Origin of the sequence: Rhodococcus sp. C-2 (assembly GCF_027854095.1) — a bacterium.
Classification (GTDB): Bacteria; Actinomycetota; Actinomycetes; order Mycobacteriales; family Mycobacteriaceae; genus Rhodococcus_F; species Rhodococcus_F qingshengii.
Genome location: NZ_JAQGFI010000003.1, coordinates 377336 through 392545, shown reverse-complemented (window position 1 = coordinate 392545; position 15210 = coordinate 377336). Strand labels below are relative to the sequence as shown.

Genomic DNA, 15210 nt, shown 5'->3' with positions numbered 1-15210 from the left:
TCTCGGCAATCAGGCGGAAGCCGATTCCTTGTTCAGGCCCTGCGGAGCACCGTCGGTATCTGTCGCCTCGTCCACATGCTGCGGAGCGAAGAGCAGGCAGACGATGCTCAGGACGCACATGCCGATCAGCAGTGCGATGACCGGCCAGATGCTGCCGGTTGCCTTGTACATCAGCGTCGACACCAGCGGAGACAACCCACCGAAGATCGCGCCTGCACCCTGGTACGCCAACGAAATGCTTGTGTAGCGGGCCTGCGGCTTGAACATCTGCGACAGGACGGCGGCGATCGGGCCGTACGTGGCCGCCAGCACCAGTCGCATGACAGCGAAGGTCAGGAAGATCAGGAACACGGATCCGGACTTCAGCACCAGGAACTGCGGCGCTGCGAGAATCGCGACTGCCGCAAGGCCCCAGATGACGACGCGGACGCGTCCCACCTTGTCGCCGAGCCACGCCACGCCGAGAGTCGCGATCAATTCGACCACTGCAGCGACACTCAGCGCGTTGAGAATCAACGTCTCCGACAATCCGACATCGGGGTCGGTTGCGTATGCCGTGATGAAGGTCGTCACGAGGTAGTAGCCGCCGACTGCGACGGGCAGAATGCCGATGCCCAGGATGATCGGGCGCCAGTTGGTCACCAGCGCGTACTTGAGCGGGAGCATTTCCGGTACGTCCGCGGACTTCACCTCGGATTCGAAAACCGGGGACTCTTCGACCTTCAGGCGAACGACCAAGCCGACGAGAATCAGCAGCGCCGAGCAGAGGAACGGCAGTCGCCAAGCCCACTCGCGCAGAGCGTCGTCGCCGAAGGTGGAGAGAATGCTGAAGAAACCTGTGGCCAGGAGCGCGCCGGCCGGGTTGCCCAGCTGAGCGAAACCGCCGTAGAAGGTCTTCTTGTCCTCGGGTGCATGCTCGACGGCCATCAGGACCGCGCCGCCCCATTCGCCGCCGACGGCAAAGCCCTGGACGAAGCGGAGCAGTACCAGCAGTAACGGCGCCCAGAACCCGATCGACGCGTAAGTGGGCAACATGCCGATGAGGAACGTGCCTGCACCCATCAGCGTCAAAGTCACAACCAATGCGGTGCGTCGGCCCATCTTGTCACCGACATGGCCGAACACGATTCCGCCGAGCGGGCGAGCGAAGAAACCGACGGCGTATGTCGCGAACGCCGCCGCAACGCCGGTCAGGCGGTCGGTTCCGGGTGGGAAGAAGATGTCACCGAACACCAGGGCGGCTGCCGTGGCATACACGTAGAAGTCGTACCACTCGATAGTTGTACCGACGAAGGCTGCAAATCCCGCCTTGCGGGCCTTCACGATCTGTTGCTCTCGGTTCATTACTTTTCCTCGGTGGTCGAAGTGCTCGACAATAGGTGGTTATGACCTGAATGTGCGAGTTCGCCGTCGATCCAGGTCTCTCGGACCTCGATCTGCGCAATCGCGTCGGCCGGAACCTCGAGGGGATCCGCGCCCAGAATGACGAAGTCGGCCCGCTTGCCGACCGAGATGCTGCCCAGCTCTGCTTCGCGGCCCAGCGCACGCGCACCGTTGAGGGTATGAGCCTGCAATGCCTGGTCGGCGGTGATGCGGAGTGCATCGGAGCCGAGCTGATGGCCCTGACGCGTCACACGAGTAACGGCTGCCTGAATTGCTTCGAGCGGCTTCGGCTCTGCGACGGGGGCGTCGGAGCTGATGGTCACGGGAACTTCGGCAGCGATGAACTCGCCGAGCGGGTTGAACCGCTCGCCCGGAGTGCCGATCGCAGCGGTGACGCCCTCGCCCCAGTTGTAGTAGTGCTGTGGCTGGTTCACCGGGTAGACGCCGGCCAGGTTCATCCTTGCGATCTGCTCGGCCGTCGGGAGTCCGCAATGCTCGATGCGGTGACGAGCGTCGGCGTCGGGGTGAGCCTTCTGCGCAGCTTCGATGGCATCGAGCACCATGTCGATGGCGGTCGGTGACTGAGCGTGCGTGGCGGTCTGCAGACCCACCGAATGTGCCTTGGCAATCAGCTCCGAGTAGTCCGCCGGCTCGTGGTAGAGCTGCCCGGTGCGGCACGGGTCGCCCACGTAGCCGTCGGGGAAGTATGCGGTCCAGCCTCCGAGTGTGCCGTCGGCGTAGAACTTGATGCCGCCGAACGCGAGCCGCGAATTGCCGAAGGCTCCGTGCATTCCCGTGTCGATGACGTGATCGAGGAGGTGGCTGAGCATGTACATGCTGACGCGGGTCTTGAGCTGATCCTGCTCGGCCAGACGCAGGTACATGTCGAATTCACGCCGGGTCACCTGGCAGTCACCGATGGTGGTGACGCCACCGGCCAGGAACTTGTCCTGAGCGACCGACAGCTGGCGAAGGTGCTCTTCCGGCTCGTCCTCGAGATGGAAGTTGGGGCCGTGATGGCCGACCTTCACTCCGTTGACGCCGGTGAGAATGTTGCACGCGGCGTCGGAGAGCTCACCGGTGAGTTCGCCGTCTTCATCTCGGAAGAACTCGCCACCGGCCGGATTCTCGGTGCTCGCGTCGATACCGTGCTTGTCGAAAGTGAAGGAGTTGACGACGCCGCCGTGACCGCTCGCGTTCATGAGGTAGACCTCGCGATCGGTGGCCACCTGATCGAGCTCTTCCTTGAGCGGGTGACGCCCTTCGATCAGGTTGCGGTGCTCGTAGCCGTATCCGCGAATCGGGACACCCGCAGGTGCTGTGAGCGCCGCTTCCTGAAGTAGCGCAATGATTCCGGGGATGGAATGTGCCTTCTCCGGCCCACAGTCCACCCAGCTGAGCATCTGCCCGTACATCAACGGGTGTGCATGTGGATCGACGAAGCCGGGGACGACGGTGGCGCCGTCGAGTTCGACCACCGCGGTTGTGCGAGTGCTCAGCCGACGCGCCTCCGTGCGGCATTCCTCGAGCGTTCCCACCGCTGCAAAGCGGTTTCCGAACACCAGGAACGCTTCGGCTCCCACCGTGCTGTCGTCAACGGTGTGGATCTTGGCGCCGGTGAAGATCGTGCCGGTGGCGTCGAGAGGCGAGGCTTCGTGCGTGTGCAACTTGCGCATGGTGGTCCTTCGTCGAGATGGTGGTGCAGGTCACTGCGTGTTGAGCGAAAACTACGCCCTGACCTGGAGCTATGCAATGCATCAAAGTTTCAGACCAGGCGGTATACAACTTTTTTGTATGAGTTTTCGAGCATTTCTGCACTTATCCACATCATCCATGGCCACATGCGACTGTTCTAATAGGAAGCTCATACAGAAAAATCTCTGGAAAAGTTGGGGCAACCATGACGGTCGATCTCGATTCCAAGCTCATTGCCGCACTTCAGCGCAACGGGCGAGCGACGTACCGCGAACTGTCCGTGGCGGTCGACGCCCCACGAGCGGCGGTGTCCACCAGAGTGCAGGCGCTACTCGACTCGGGAACGGTGTCCGTAGTGGCCGTCGCGCACCCCGAACTTCTCGGGCTGAAGGCGCTTGCACACGTCTCGATCGCAGTGTCCGGACCGATGACCCCGGTGCTGGACGCGTTGATCGCATCCGAGGCCGCCGTCTACATCTCGGCAGTCAGCGGGCAGTACAACGTGATTGCGGAACTTCGGGTGCCCAGTCACGACGATCTGTACCGTGCCATCGCCGAACTCCGCTCACAACGTGGCGTTCGATCCGTGAGCACGCTGGTCTACGTCGACGTCATCAAGGGAATCTTCATGCCCGAGACCGCTTTACAAGCCGATATCCGACTCGACTCGACAGATGTCGCGTTGATCGAACTGCTCGAGCGCAACGGGCGAATGCCCTTTCTCGAGCTGGCCGAACACACCGGACTGTCGCCGAGCGCCGTGCGCAACCGGGTCAATCATCTGATCGCGAGCACGGCACTGCGCGTCGGCGCTGTCGTCAAGCGGCGAGGTGGTGGCCGAACGCTGGCAATGGGCATCGGCGTCAATCTGGGCTCACGGGACGACAACGCGGTATCGGAGATCGAGTCGCTGCCCGGAATCGAATTCCTCGCCCGGACCCTCGGACGATACGACGTGATCGCGACGGTTGCCGCCAACTCCTCGAGCGACCTGCATGCGCTGTCCGAACGAATCCGCGGGATCGACGGTGTCAGCGGCTTGGAATCTTGGGCACATCTCGAGGTATTCAAGGAGCACTACGCCCGCAGCCTGGACGTACGCGGGTAATTTCCGAGTCATTGACCCACTTGGTCGGGCACGCTAACCTCGATCAAGTCATTGACCCACTTATCCGAGGTGACATACATGGCCGATTCCGGACGCAAGGTAGACATCGTCGCCGCGGCGATCGAGGAGGCGATCTCGACCGGTCGATGGCCCGTCGGATCAAAACTCCCGCCGGAGACCGCATTGGTCGAAGAATTGGGAGTCGCCCGAAACACCATGCGCGAAGCGGTACGGGCGCTTGCCCACGCCGGAGTTCTGTCCGTTCGTCACGGTGGCGGCGTGTACGTCATGGCGGCGTCGCCGGTCGAAGGACTACTCGGGCGCAGGCTCGCCATAGGTGACGTTCTCGACGTACTGAGCCTGCGACGCGGACTCGAGGTCGAAGCCGCGCGACTTGCAGCGCAGCGCCACACCCCCGAAGATCTCGCGCGGATACATGCAGCCTGGAATGCCCACCCCGGTCACGTCGGCGGCTTCACTGTCGAAGCCGGCATGGCCTTGCACCTTTCGATCGTCGAGGCGTCCCACAATTCCGCACTGATCGACGTCTACCGGGGAGTCCTTGCCGCCGTGACGGATTCGCTGTCCGCCGTCAGTGTCGGTCCAGGTTTCCACGTCGACGAGCACCGACCCTTGATCGCTGCCATCGAGGAACGCAACCCCGGCGAAGCAGCGCGTGCGGCAGGCGCAGCGCTCGATACGGTCATCGACGCAGTCGAAAGGAGCTTGTCGTGAATCGGGGAAACTGGAACGGTGCGGCATATTCCCCTCTTGCCGAACAACTCTCACCTGCATCGACAGAGGCACTGCGCTCGATCGGGCACGTGAGCACGGCGTACGACGTCTGCGCCGGAACGGGGAACTTTACGCTCCCGGCGGCCCAGTCCGGGATCGCGGTCCACGCACTCGACCTCTCCGCCAGCCAGCTGGTGGTCGCGCGCGAACGCTGGATTCCTCGCCCCGGAACTACCGAACCCACTTTCACGATCGGCGATGCACAGTCTCTGCCGTGGTCGGATTCGAGCGCCGACGCCTGTGTCAGCATCTTCGGGATCATCTTCTGTCCCAACCCTGCGATCGCCCTCGCAGAGATGATGCGGGTGACCCGCCCGGGTGGAAGCATTTGTGTCGCAACATGGTCGGAGAACGGGTGGGCAGCAGCACTCCGAAGGGAGGCCGCCTCTGCGTGGAATGGCATCACACCACTACCGACGACATGGTCGAGCCCGAGCGAATTCGAGAAGGCAGCAGCTGGATTGGAGTCGGTGAGCTCGGCCTCGCACCTGCTCGAGTGGCAACTACCAGCCGGTTCGGATCCCGCCGAGGAACTGTGCGACCAGGCGCCGGCGTTGAAGAACTTTCGCGAGGCGGTTCGAGGCGCAGGGAATTGGGCTTCGATGTCAGCGCACCTCCGCTCGACGCTCGCACCCTATCTCAGGTCGAGCGCGGCCGGCCCCGTCGCCACCAGCGAATACGTCCTCCACACGGGCACTGTCCCGAACTCTGACACCGCGCTCTTCCGAACGCGCGGGTAACCCTCTTTGCCGGATACGGTCTCTTCACCGTCCACCGAACCGAAGAGGCCCGCTTGATGTCTGAATCGAACTCCCTACCTGAATTGAAGCAAGCATCGCAGCAAGCATCGAAACAAACCTTGTCCATGTCCGTCCTCATGACGCCGGACATGTCAAACTTCTCGGGCAACGTGCACGGCGGAACGATTCTGAAGTTTCTCGACCAGGTTGCCTATGCGTGCGCGAGTCGATATGCCCAGACCTACGTCGTGACTCTGTCGGTGGATCGTGTGGTGTTCCGCGAACCGGTGCATGTCGGCGAACTCGTCACGTTCAGCGCTTCCGTCAATTACACCGGGCGCACCTCGATGGAAATCGGAATTCGAGTCGAAACCGAAGACATTCTTCTCGGAAAATCTCGACACACCAATAGTTGCTATTTCACGATGGTGGCGATGGGAAGCGACGGGAAACCGGCTGAGGTACCCCAACTCCGGCCGACCGGAACAATCGCGAGGCAGCGATTCGAGGCCGGGCGTCGGCGTCGTGAACTGCGCAGAGAGAACGAGCTTCGTGAACAGTCCATCCGGGCCGCAGTTCGGGACTTAACGCCCGAACACGATGACTGAATCCAGTCATATTTAAGTTATAACCTTATGCATTAAGCTGATCGAGTGACTTCGAAGGCACGGGAAAAGTATGACGTTGTGATTGTCGGCGCGAGCATCGCGGGATGCGCGGCCGCAATCATGTACGCCCAGCAAGGTCTGCGGATAGCGCTTCTCGACGCTCGCTCCGACATCCGGGCGCACAAAGTCCTGTGCACTCACCACCTGCAACCGTGCGGTGCCCCGATCTTGCAACGACTCGGCGCCACGGAAAAACTGCTCGCCCTGGGAATGGTGGAAACCGTTCCGACATTCTGGACCCCGTGGGGAATGATCACCCCTGATGCCGCAGAGAACTCACCGCCACCTGGGTTCAACGTCCGAAGGGAAACTCTCGACCCCCTACTGCGCCAACTCGCGAACGACTACCCGAACGTCGACCTTCTTCTCGGGCATCGCGTTTCCGGACTACTGACCGAGAACGGCACTACTGCGGGCGTCTACGGCACCGAACAGGGTTCGGTCTTCACTGTCGAAGCACGATTGACCGTCGGAGCGGACGGCAAGGATTCGACCGTCGCACGATCCGCTCGTTGTGACTCCGTGACTGCATCCAACGGGCGTTTCAGCTATTTCGCCCAACTCTCCGGACTTGAACGACCCGGCGGAGAAACGTCATTGTCGTGGTTCATGGATCCCGACGTCGCCTATCTGCTCCCCAACGACGGCGGAATCAGCGTGCTGGTGGTCTTCCCTGCCCTCGACAAGCTCGGCTCGTTCGCTGACGACCTGTCTACTGCTTTCCTCGAGTACGCCAACGCATTACCCGGCGCTCCGCTTGTTCGGCGAGAGCACATCGTCGGAAAGATCGTTGGTACCAAACACTTCTCCACAACCCTCACCGAACCCGTAGGTAACGGGTTCGCACTCATCGGCGACGCTGCGGCAACCAACGACCCGTTGTGGGGTATCGGATGCTCGTGGGCACTCGAGACCGCTCAGATGCTGGTCGATGCGACCGCGCACATGCTGACGGAGACGCCGGCAGACACACTCGACTCACATCGGAACGTGAACGCTGCATTGACCGAATACCGTAGCGCCAGAGCGAGTATGACGAATCACATCGACTACATGAGTGGTTACGCCGGTGGGCGAAAGTTCACCGCGATCGAACGTCTGCTCATCTCCGCGGCCACCCACGACCACGACGAAGCCCGAAGGTTCTACTTGTTCGGTTCCCGGTTGATACCGGCCGAACAGTATCTCTCGACTCGCTCGGTCGCGCGGGCAGCACAAAAACATCTCAGGCACCGTCTGCGTCGTAGATCTGTGGCCGGGACGTAATCTGACAAGCGTTTTTTCGGCGCCGGCAACGGGGAACCCTCCGATCGCAACCGAGCCGGAGGAGCGACCATGCGTGCACACATCGCCATTCCGAGTGAATCGACTTGTCACAGGTACGTAGTCGCCGTCGCCAGCTCCACCTTCGCCGAATCGGTCATCTGGTGCGACGGCCCCGCGTTCGACGCAGTACTCGTTCTGGGCAGCGAGATTCCGCAGCACAGTGGCCACCGAGCCGTACTCGCCTGGAATCACTACTTCGGGTGGGCGCTCGGCGTGGAAACCACACCGGATGCGTCGTTCGCCGTTGTCGAATGCCTCGGTATCGGGAGAATGCCGGATCCTGAACTGTGCGCCGACCGCGCTGTCGAGTTGATTGCCCAGGCGGGTAGTTAAGGAACTCGTCGCGCGGCGCACAATCCGGCGGGCATAAGATCGAGCGCGAGTTTCGCACGCCCGACGAAAGAGAGCCCGACATGGACCCGCTGAACAGGCCTGCCGGTCAGCTGGCTCTCGAGAACGAACCGGACGGCAGGGCGACTTTGCGGGCGCGTCAGACGCCCCGCAGTGAGCGTCGCAAGATCGGGAAAGGCCTGCGCAAGCGAGTGGCGCGATCGTCGCTCGGCGACTGGACGCCCCCATCCGATCGACGTGACCCGGTCGATCAGGTCAACACGGCACACGAGGGAAGACTCGACTGGTTGGTTCCGATCCGTGTGGGGCGAATGGTCGCTTCGCCATACGGATTCCTGCGCGGTACCGCCGGATTGATGGCAGAGGACATGGCGCAGCTGCCGTCCACCGGCATCACTCCCGTCATCTGTGGAGATGCGCACGTCGGAAACTTCGGGTTCTACGGATCTCCGGAACGCGAACTTGTCATAGACCTCAACGATTTCGACGAAGCACATCCCGGCCCCTGGGAATGGGATCTACGAAGGCTGGCTGCGAGCATCTGGGTGGCCGGTCGGCAGAACGGTCTCACCGAAGCTCAATGCGAAACAGCAACAACCTCGTGTGTGTCCGCGTATCGCCTCCACTTGGCGAAGCTGTCCGAGCGTCCGCTGTTCGATCGCTCCTTCGACCGGGTCGATCTCGACGGACTCACCGACCACGTCACCGATCCTGGGTTGCTGGCCGAGATCAGGCGCGCCGCGGAGCGCGCCCGGCGGCGTACGAGTGACCATGCGGTGCCGCGGTTCACCGTCGAGGATCACGGACGGCGCCAGTTGGTCGAGAACCCGCCGCTCACAACACGACTCACGCCACAGGACACCGACTTCCTCCTGGAGGGTCTGGACGAGTATCTCGAAACCCTTGCACCACACTGGCGCCGAGTCGTCTCGGGATACAACGTCATCGACGTCGCGCACCGGGTTGTCGGAGTCGGGAGTGTCGCTCTGCGCGCCTATGTCGCCCTGTGCGAAGGGAGCATCCCGGACGACGTCATCTTCTTGCAGCTCAAACAGGCTCGCCGATCCGTAGTTGCGCCCTTCGTGCACGGCGACTCGGCCTGGCACGACCACCAAGGACGACGCGTCGCGGAATACCAGCAAGCTCTCCAGACGGTCAGTGATCCACTGCTCGGGTGGTGCACCGTGGACGACCGCCAGTACTACGTCCGTCAGTTCCGGAACATGAAAGGTTCTGTGGACCTGAACAACATCGATGCAGCAGCCTTGACCGACTATGTCGCGATCTGCGGTCGCCTACTGGCCAAGGGACACGCACGAACCAGTGGCGCGTCACTGATTTCCGGTTACCTGGGAACCTCGGACACGGTCGACACCGCCCTCACCCGGTTTGCTCGGCTCTACGCCGATCAAACCGAACGTGACCACGACGCTCTGTGCCGGGCGGTATCGGCCGGTACGATCGCCGCGGAGCCGGGAATCTGATCCCTCACGCCGCGACGATCCTGCCCTGCTCGAACTTCACTCCTCCCCAGATTCCGGTCTGGCCAGTGGCAGAGGCGAATTCGCGACACGATTCCGCAATCGGGCACCTGTTGCACACGTCGGTCGCGTAGTCGTATCCCTCGGACGGAAAGGGAAACCAGCGGTCCGGCTCGGGGTCTCCTCGACATTCCGCCTGCCACCAGGTTCGGTCGTCCGAGATCGGCAGAAGCTCAGCTAGATTCGAGATTTCGTCAGCGCACATCACTTACTCCTTCCGACCGTCACGTCCGACTCAATTGACGCCAGATCTCCTGCTGCACTTTCTCGATGCGCCGAGGTGCCTTCGGCTCCCACAGCAGCCGCATACCGGCCTCGGCCGGTGTGCGATCCGCTTTGCGCTGATTGCAGGAACTGCAGCACGCCACCAGATTTCCCCACGTGTTGGGCCCGTTACGGCTCCGCGGCTGGACATGGTCGATGGTCGTTGCCCGGGCGGCGCAGTACGCACATTGACGACCGTCCCGGTCGAAGACACCGGCAAAAGTGGCCCGACTGGAATCGGTGACCGTCACCCGGTGAGCAACGTACACGTACTCGGCGAGCAGGATCGTCCTCGGCAGTGGGATTTCGACGTGCTTGGAGCGCACCGGAAATATCGGGATCACGTCTTCGGCGGACTGCGCGGAGCCGGTGGCGATCAGGACGACCGCACGATCGGCGCTCACTTCACCGAGGTACTCGTACGTGGCGTTGAGTACCCGGACGGGGCGGTTCATCCAACTGTGAGCAAGTGCGCGGTTCGGGTTCCGCATGAGAGTTCTCAGTTCGTGTAGAGGAGTGAAACTCCTGGACACGAAGACGGGTCAGGAGCAAATGCAAGAAATGGGGAACGGCATATATCCAGCGCCGCTCTGTTCCCCGAATGCGGGATGGGAAATACCGCGGGGTGAGTGCCCGCGCAGGTGCAACGCTTGCTTCCAGTCGCGCATGCCTGTCCCCTTCCACTTCTTGTTCTCGTCACCGGCTATTGCCGACGCTCATCATCACACGGAAGGCATCCTCAGCGATATCGATTTATCAGGCCGGAAGAGCCGTCCTGGAAATACCGCGGTTTGACGCCGGAACACGCGGCTTGATCGAATGAGCCATGACTTCGTCGTACATCGACCTACGCTCGGACACCGTCACCAAGCCTGATGCGGAGATGCGGAAGGCGATGGCCGACGCCGAGGTCGGTGACGACGTCCTCGATCACGACCCGACCATGGCGGCGCTCGAGGAAGAGGTGGCGCACACTCTGGGTTTACCGGCGGCACTGTGGGTGCCGAGCGGATCGATGGGCAACCTGATTGCGCTGATGCTGCACCTTCACCGCGGCGATCAGTTCCTGGCACCGGAACACTCTCACGTCTTGGGCTCCGAATTGGGCACCGCTGCCTGGCTCGCCCAGGGAATGCCGATGGCGTTGCCGCACGACGGCGGACCCGGACGTCCCACCCCCGAGACTGTTGTGAAGGCGGCGGGCTCCCCCGGCCCGTACTTCGCGTTGAACACCACGCTGCTCTGTCTCGAGAACACTCATAACTTCGCCGGCGGTGCCGTCATGAATCCGACCGAATGGACGAAGCTGGTCGACGCAGCCCGATCACGCGGCTTGAAGATTCACCTCGACGGCGCCCGTCTCTGGAATGCCGCTGCTGCACTCGATGTTTCGCCCACCGAATTGACTTCCGGCGCCGATACCGTTCAGGTGTGCCTGAGTAAGGGACTCGGTGCGCCGGTCGGCTCGATACTCGCCGCATCACCCGAATTGATCACCGAAGCCCGAAGGATCCGCAAGATGCTCGGCGGCGGCGTTCGTCAGGGCGGAGTGCTGGCCGCAGCCGGCATCGTCGCGTTGCGCTCACAAGCTCGCCTCTCCGACGATCACGACAACGCGCAGCGCCTCGCGTCGGGGCTTCGTGAACGCGGTTGGGCCGTCGACGAACCTGCCACCAACATCGTTCTGGCCGCGACAGCTGATCCGTCGGTCACCGTTGCTCAGCTCGCCGCTGTCGACGTCGGCGCGGTCACCGTTGCCGGGAAGGTTCGGTTCGTGACACATCGCGACGTGAGCACTGCCGACATCGACGCGGTTCTGTCCAGAGTAACCTTCTGAACTACGCCACCAGGGGTTGAACCTCCTGCGCGACAAAGCGAATGAACTCGCGGACATCCGGCTCGTCAACAGTCGGTTGGAGTACCACGGTGGTTGCACCTGCTGCAACCCATCGCCGTGCTGCTGCCGCGACTTCGGCCGCGTTGCCCACGGCAATCGCATCCTCCGGCGACTCGCTACCGGACGCTGCGGCCTCGGCAAGGGCGCGCTCACGACCGCCGGAACCGAAAGCACAGATGACGTAGACGACAACCTCGTGATCCGACGCCCCGATGTGAGCGATCGCCCGACGCACGCCGTCCGGGGTCGTCCCACCCGAGAGCACGGTGCCCTGCGCCAACTCGCCACTGAGTGCCAAAGTCTTTGGCCCCGTGGCGCCGACGAGCAACTGCGGCACCGTCTCCGGTGGCCACGCCAGCGTCACGTCCGTGAGATTCACGTATCGACCGGACACCGTCACCGACTCACCGCGCAGTAGCCTCTCCACCGCTCCGAACTGCTCCCGCAGGAGGGTCAACGGCGATTCGGCTTTGGCCCCGATCTGCCGCATCCAACTCTGAACGCCGTGACCGAAGCCAACCCGTAGTCGATCCGGATGAACTCTGGCCAGCGCTGAAATCTCCATCGCCGTGATCGCGGTGTTGCGCATCGGGGTCGGCAGCACACCGATCGCCACACCCACGCGATCGGCCTCAGCCAATACAGTTGCAGCAGTGGCTATTCCTCCGCCGAAGAAGCAGTCTTCCCACAACCAGACCTCGTCGATACCGACTTCGTCGGCATACCTGGCATGTCGAACCAGATCTTCCGGAGATTGCTCCGGGCGCACGACGACGGCAATCCGTGCGGCGCTCATGCCGTCACCAGAAACGCGGCGATCTCGTCGGCGGTTCGACGGCCCTGTTCGCGGCCGAGTTCGGCTGCGGGGCGCCTGGTTGTCGGTGAAAGCGAGTTCGTTCCGATCGCTTCGACGACGGCGTCGTCGGCGAAGACAGGCAGCACGGGCAAGGGCGTCATCACGTCGATTTCCTCTCGTAGACTGCCGCCCAGAAGATTCGGGGCGGGGTCGGCTGCGGGTGAAAGAACCACGACCACATCGCAGTCGGCAGCCAGATGAACATTCGAGCCACTCGCCATTCCGCCGTCCATGTACCGCTCGCCCTCGATCACGACTACCGGCCACACCCCTGGTACGGCGCAACTTGCTCCGACTGCGTCGATCAGTTCTACGCCGTCAGCGTTGCCGAACACCCTCAACTCACCGGTCTGTGCGTTGATCGCCGGGATGCGCAACTCCCGGTCGGGCCACAACCGATTGGGCAGCCTCGCCTCGATGACCGCGCGACGCACGGCAGGTTCGACGGTATCGGCTCTCATCGCTGCTTCGCCGAGCAAACGGAGCTGCTCGGCCCGGTCCTGCGATCCTGCGATCGCGTCGACGAACATCTGACCGAGTACCTCGACATCGACCTTCGGGTCGATTTCGCCGGTCGCCTCCGCTGTTTGTGCGTCGAAAAGCTCTTGCAGTGTCACGCCGCTCGCTATCTGAGCGCTCACCGTGGAACCTGCGGAAGTGCCGATCAACACGTCCGCCGTCAGCAGCGCAGCGGCAGTGTCCGGTGATTTGTCCTGAAGGCCCAACAGAAAACCTGTTTCCCAGGCGATTCCCGCAACGCCGCCACCGGCAAGTACCAACCCCAATTTCACGCCGTCCACCTCTCGTCGATCGTGATCCGTGCCCGAAGTCGACGTTAGACCTACTCTGAAGTGATGTTCATGCGCAGCGCAAAGACATTTGTTCCCGACGCACTCCGTGGGTTGATCGCATCCACCGACGACATCGCGTGGAATCCCGACCCTGGGTACCTCACACGCGCAAGGCCACTTCCCCGCGGACGGGTCGCGCTCGTCTCCGGCGGCGGTTCAGGCCACGAACCCATGCACGCCGGATTCATCGGCGAAGGAATGCTCACAGCCGTCTGCCCCGGATTGGTCTTCAGCTCACCCAATGCACTTCAGATCCACGAGGGATCCAAGGCTGCCGACGCCGGCGGCGGCGTCCTTCACATCGTGAAGAACTACACCGGCGATGTGATGAACTTCGGTATCGCCCGAGAGTTGCTACGCGAGGACAAGATCGATACGGACGTCGTCCTGGTCGACGACGACGTCGCGACCGAACGCGCAGACGGCAGCGGTCCGGGACGACGCGGTACTGCGGCAACCATCGTGGTGGAGAAGGTCTGCGGCGCATCCGCCGCCCGCGGCGACGACCTGGCCGAGGTGACCCGGATCGGACAACACGTCGCGCACTCCGCTCGGAGCATGGCCGTCGCCCTTCGCCCATGCACTTTGCCGGGGGCTGACGAGCCGTCGTTCGACTTGCCGGCGGGTCAGATGGAACTCGGTATCGGCATCCACGGCGAACGCGGCACAGAACGCGTGGACGCCCTGCCCGCACCGGAATTGGTGCGGCGGCTGACGGGCCCGATCATCAAGTCCCTGAGTCTCGCCGAAGGCGACCGCGTCATCGCCGTCGTCAACGGTCTCGGCGCCACCCACCCGCTGGAGTTGCAACTTCTGTTCGCCGAACTCGGAGATTATCTGGACGAACAGGGAATTCACATCGAGCGGACACTGATCGGAACCTTCGTCACTGCATTGAACATGGCAGGCGCGTCCATCACCCTTGTTCGCACAGACAAAGAAATCCTCGAATTATGGGACGCACCAACAAAAGCGCCCGCCTGGCCGAATGCTATAGCGCGTGAGTACACCGGCATGGGCACGCGCGAATCTTTCGGTCCCACATTCACACCCGACACCTCACGCACCGCCGAAAGCAGCTTCGTCGGAAGCTGGATTGCGGACTGGGCCGAGAAGGTACTGGATCAGGAACCGGCACTGACCGATCTCGACCGACGAGCGGGCGACGGCGATTTCGGGACCAACATGGTGGCCGCACTGGATCAACTCGACATCTCGGCGATCCGTGACACGTACTCCACCGCAACGATATTCGATGCAGTCTCACAGGCGTACCTCGGCCACGCCGGTGGCACCTCCGGCGCATTGTTCGGCATCTGGTTCCGGCATTTCTTCCGCGTTGCCGCAGACTCGGCGGACTCCGAACTCGACCTCGGCGCGATCGCGGCTGCAGCGCGAGCGGGACTCGACAACATCACCTCGCTCGGCGGCGCACGCGTCGGCGACAAGACGATGGTCGACGCGATAGTTCCGGCGGTCGAGTCGTTGGAGCAATCCGTGAGCTCGGAAGCCGATCGAGATGCTGCGCTGGCGAGCGCAGCGGAAGCCGCAGCGGCCGGGGCGGAGTCGACCGAAACCATGCTCGCGAACCGCGGACGTGCAAGTTATGTGGGCGAAGCCGCTCGCGGAGTAGTCGATCCGGGAGCGCTACTCATAGCGTGGTTCTTCGCCAGTGCAGTGGGTCACTAGCGAGCACTTCGGGGCTGTGACTAATCTGGCAGCCACAGCACATCGT

15 protein-coding genes are annotated in these 15210 nt (G+C 62.7%); 9 read left to right on the top strand and 6 right to left on the bottom strand.

The window, feature by feature from the left end; genetic code table 11:
• Positions 1-9: 9 nt before the first annotated feature.
• Together PCS43_RS08365 and PCS43_RS08360 are read right to left on the bottom strand one after the other, a co-directional pair.
• Positions 10-1344: an MFS transporter gene (locus tag PCS43_RS08365; protein ID WP_003942898.1), complete on the bottom strand. Its 1335-nt coding sequence runs from the start codon at positions 1342-1344 to the stop codon at positions 10-12.
• Entirely contained in the window at positions 1344-3059 is a 1716-nt protein-coding gene (locus tag PCS43_RS08360) for an amidohydrolase (RefSeq protein WP_030536127.1), read from the bottom strand. Before PCS43_RS08360 ends, PCS43_RS08365 begins: the two co-directional genes overlap by 1 nt.
• Positions 3060-3283: 224 nt before the next feature.
• Between PCS43_RS08360 and PCS43_RS08355 the strand changes: the two genes are divergently transcribed.
• The 7 genes from PCS43_RS08355 (at position 3284) to PCS43_RS08325 (ending at position 9550) form a co-directional block, all read left to right on the top strand.
• Positions 3284-4186 carry an Lrp/AsnC family transcriptional regulator gene (locus PCS43_RS08355; protein WP_007730473.1) on the top strand — a complete coding sequence of 301 codons (903 nt, stop codon included), beginning with the start codon at positions 3284-3286 and terminating at the stop codon, positions 4184-4186.
• A gap of 78 nt (positions 4187-4264) precedes the next feature.
• Complete coding sequence (locus PCS43_RS08350; protein WP_030536128.1) at positions 4265-4921, top strand: FadR/GntR family transcriptional regulator; 657 nt, start codon at positions 4265-4267, stop codon at positions 4919-4921.
• Positions 4918-5721, top strand: a complete 804-nt coding sequence (locus PCS43_RS08345; RefSeq protein ID WP_058226852.1) for a class I SAM-dependent methyltransferase — start codon at positions 4918-4920, stop codon at positions 5719-5721. The genes PCS43_RS08350 and PCS43_RS08345 overlap by 4 nt, the downstream gene beginning before the upstream one ends.
• A 56-nt stretch (positions 5722-5777) precedes the next feature.
• A complete protein-coding gene (locus PCS43_RS08340; protein ID WP_042451572.1) occupies positions 5778-6329 on the top strand; it encodes an acyl-CoA thioesterase in 552 nt (183 codons plus the stop codon).
• Between the two features lie 45 nt (positions 6330-6374).
• Positions 6375-7655 carry an NAD(P)/FAD-dependent oxidoreductase gene (locus tag PCS43_RS08335; protein ID WP_030536131.1) on the top strand — a complete coding sequence of 427 codons (1281 nt, stop codon included), beginning with the start codon at positions 6375-6377 and terminating at the stop codon, positions 7653-7655.
• A 69-nt stretch (positions 7656-7724) separates the two neighbouring features.
• Positions 7725-8048 (top strand): DUF6292 family protein, encoded by a 324-nt coding sequence (locus tag PCS43_RS08330; protein WP_003942947.1) that lies wholly within the window; start codon positions 7725-7727, stop codon positions 8046-8048.
• An 80-nt stretch (positions 8049-8128) separates the two neighbouring features.
• A complete protein-coding gene (locus PCS43_RS08325; RefSeq protein WP_030536132.1) occupies positions 8129-9550 on the top strand; it encodes a DUF2252 domain-containing protein in 1422 nt (473 codons plus the stop codon).
• A gap of 4 nt (positions 9551-9554) precedes the next feature.
• Here the strand turns inward: PCS43_RS08325 and PCS43_RS08320 are convergent, their stop codons facing one another.
• Both PCS43_RS08320 and PCS43_RS08315 read right to left on the bottom strand, forming a co-directional pair.
• Positions 9555-9812, bottom strand: coding sequence for a WhiB family transcriptional regulator (locus PCS43_RS08320; protein ID WP_003943196.1), 258 nt, complete (start codon positions 9810-9812; stop codon positions 9555-9557).
• Positions 9813-9831: 19 nt separating this feature from the next.
• Positions 9832-10362, bottom strand: a complete 531-nt coding sequence (locus PCS43_RS08315; protein WP_141695755.1) for an HNH endonuclease — start codon at positions 10360-10362, stop codon at positions 9832-9834.
• 335 nt (positions 10363-10697) lie between these two features.
• Between PCS43_RS08315 and PCS43_RS08310 the strand changes: the two genes are divergently transcribed.
• On the top strand, positions 10698-11708 hold the full coding sequence (locus PCS43_RS08310) for a threonine aldolase family protein (RefSeq protein WP_003942934.1): 1011 nt from the start codon (positions 10698-10700) through the stop codon (positions 11706-11708).
• A 1-nt stretch (position 11709) separates the two neighbouring features.
• Here PCS43_RS08310 and PCS43_RS08305 read toward each other — a convergent pair whose 3' ends face one another.
• Together PCS43_RS08305 and PCS43_RS08300 are read right to left on the bottom strand one after the other, a co-directional pair.
• Positions 11710-12564: an LLM class flavin-dependent oxidoreductase gene (locus PCS43_RS08305; protein ID WP_058226851.1), complete on the bottom strand. Its 855-nt coding sequence runs from the start codon at positions 12562-12564 to the stop codon at positions 11710-11712.
• The gene (locus PCS43_RS08300; protein WP_047269365.1) at positions 12561-13424 is read right to left on the bottom strand and encodes a patatin-like phospholipase family protein; all 864 of its coding nucleotides are present in this window, start codon (positions 13422-13424) and stop codon (positions 12561-12563) included. Before PCS43_RS08300 ends, PCS43_RS08305 begins: the two co-directional genes overlap by 4 nt.
• A 54-nt stretch (positions 13425-13478) precedes the next feature.
• Between PCS43_RS08300 and PCS43_RS08295 the strand changes: the two genes are divergently transcribed.
• Positions 13479-15164 (top strand): dihydroxyacetone kinase family protein, encoded by a 1686-nt coding sequence (locus PCS43_RS08295; RefSeq protein WP_209910279.1) that lies wholly within the window; start codon positions 13479-13481, stop codon positions 15162-15164.
• The last annotated feature ends 46 nt before the right edge of the window (positions 15165-15210 follow it).

What these genes read in the sequence shown, in the direction of transcription:
- PCS43_RS08365 (WP_003942898.1), bottom strand. Translation starts at nt 1,344, where the DNA reads ATGAACCGAGAGCAACAGATCGTGAAGGCCCGCAAGGCGGGATTTGCA.
- PCS43_RS08360 (WP_030536127.1), bottom strand. Translation starts at nt 3,059, where the DNA reads ATGCGCAAGTTGCACACGCACGAAGCCTCGCCTCTCGACGCCACCGGC.
- PCS43_RS08355 (WP_007730473.1), top strand. Translation starts at nt 3,284, where the DNA reads ATGACGGTCGATCTCGATTCCAAGCTCATTGCCGCACTTCAGCGCAAC.
- PCS43_RS08350 (WP_030536128.1), top strand. Translation starts at nt 4,265, where the DNA reads ATGGCCGATTCCGGACGCAAGGTAGACATCGTCGCCGCGGCGATCGAG.
- PCS43_RS08340 (WP_042451572.1), top strand. Translation starts at nt 5,778, where the DNA reads ATGTCTGAATCGAACTCCCTACCTGAATTGAAGCAAGCATCGCAGCAA.
- PCS43_RS08330 (WP_003942947.1), top strand. Translation starts at nt 7,725, where the DNA reads ATGCGTGCACACATCGCCATTCCGAGTGAATCGACTTGTCACAGGTAC.
- PCS43_RS08325 (WP_030536132.1), top strand. Translation starts at nt 8,129, where the DNA reads ATGGACCCGCTGAACAGGCCTGCCGGTCAGCTGGCTCTCGAGAACGAA.
- PCS43_RS08320 (WP_003943196.1), bottom strand. Translation starts at nt 9,812, where the DNA reads ATGTGCGCTGACGAAATCTCGAATCTAGCTGAGCTTCTGCCGATCTCG.
- PCS43_RS08315 (WP_141695755.1), bottom strand. Translation starts at nt 10,362, where the DNA reads ATGCGGAACCCGAACCGCGCACTTGCTCACAGTTGGATGAACCGCCCC.
- PCS43_RS08310 (WP_003942934.1), top strand. Translation starts at nt 10,698, where the DNA reads ATGACTTCGTCGTACATCGACCTACGCTCGGACACCGTCACCAAGCCT.
- PCS43_RS08305 (WP_058226851.1), bottom strand. Translation starts at nt 12,564, where the DNA reads ATGAGCGCCGCACGGATTGCCGTCGTCGTGCGCCCGGAGCAATCTCCG.
- PCS43_RS08295 (WP_209910279.1), top strand. Translation starts at nt 13,479, where the DNA reads ATGTTCATGCGCAGCGCAAAGACATTTGTTCCCGACGCACTCCGTGGG.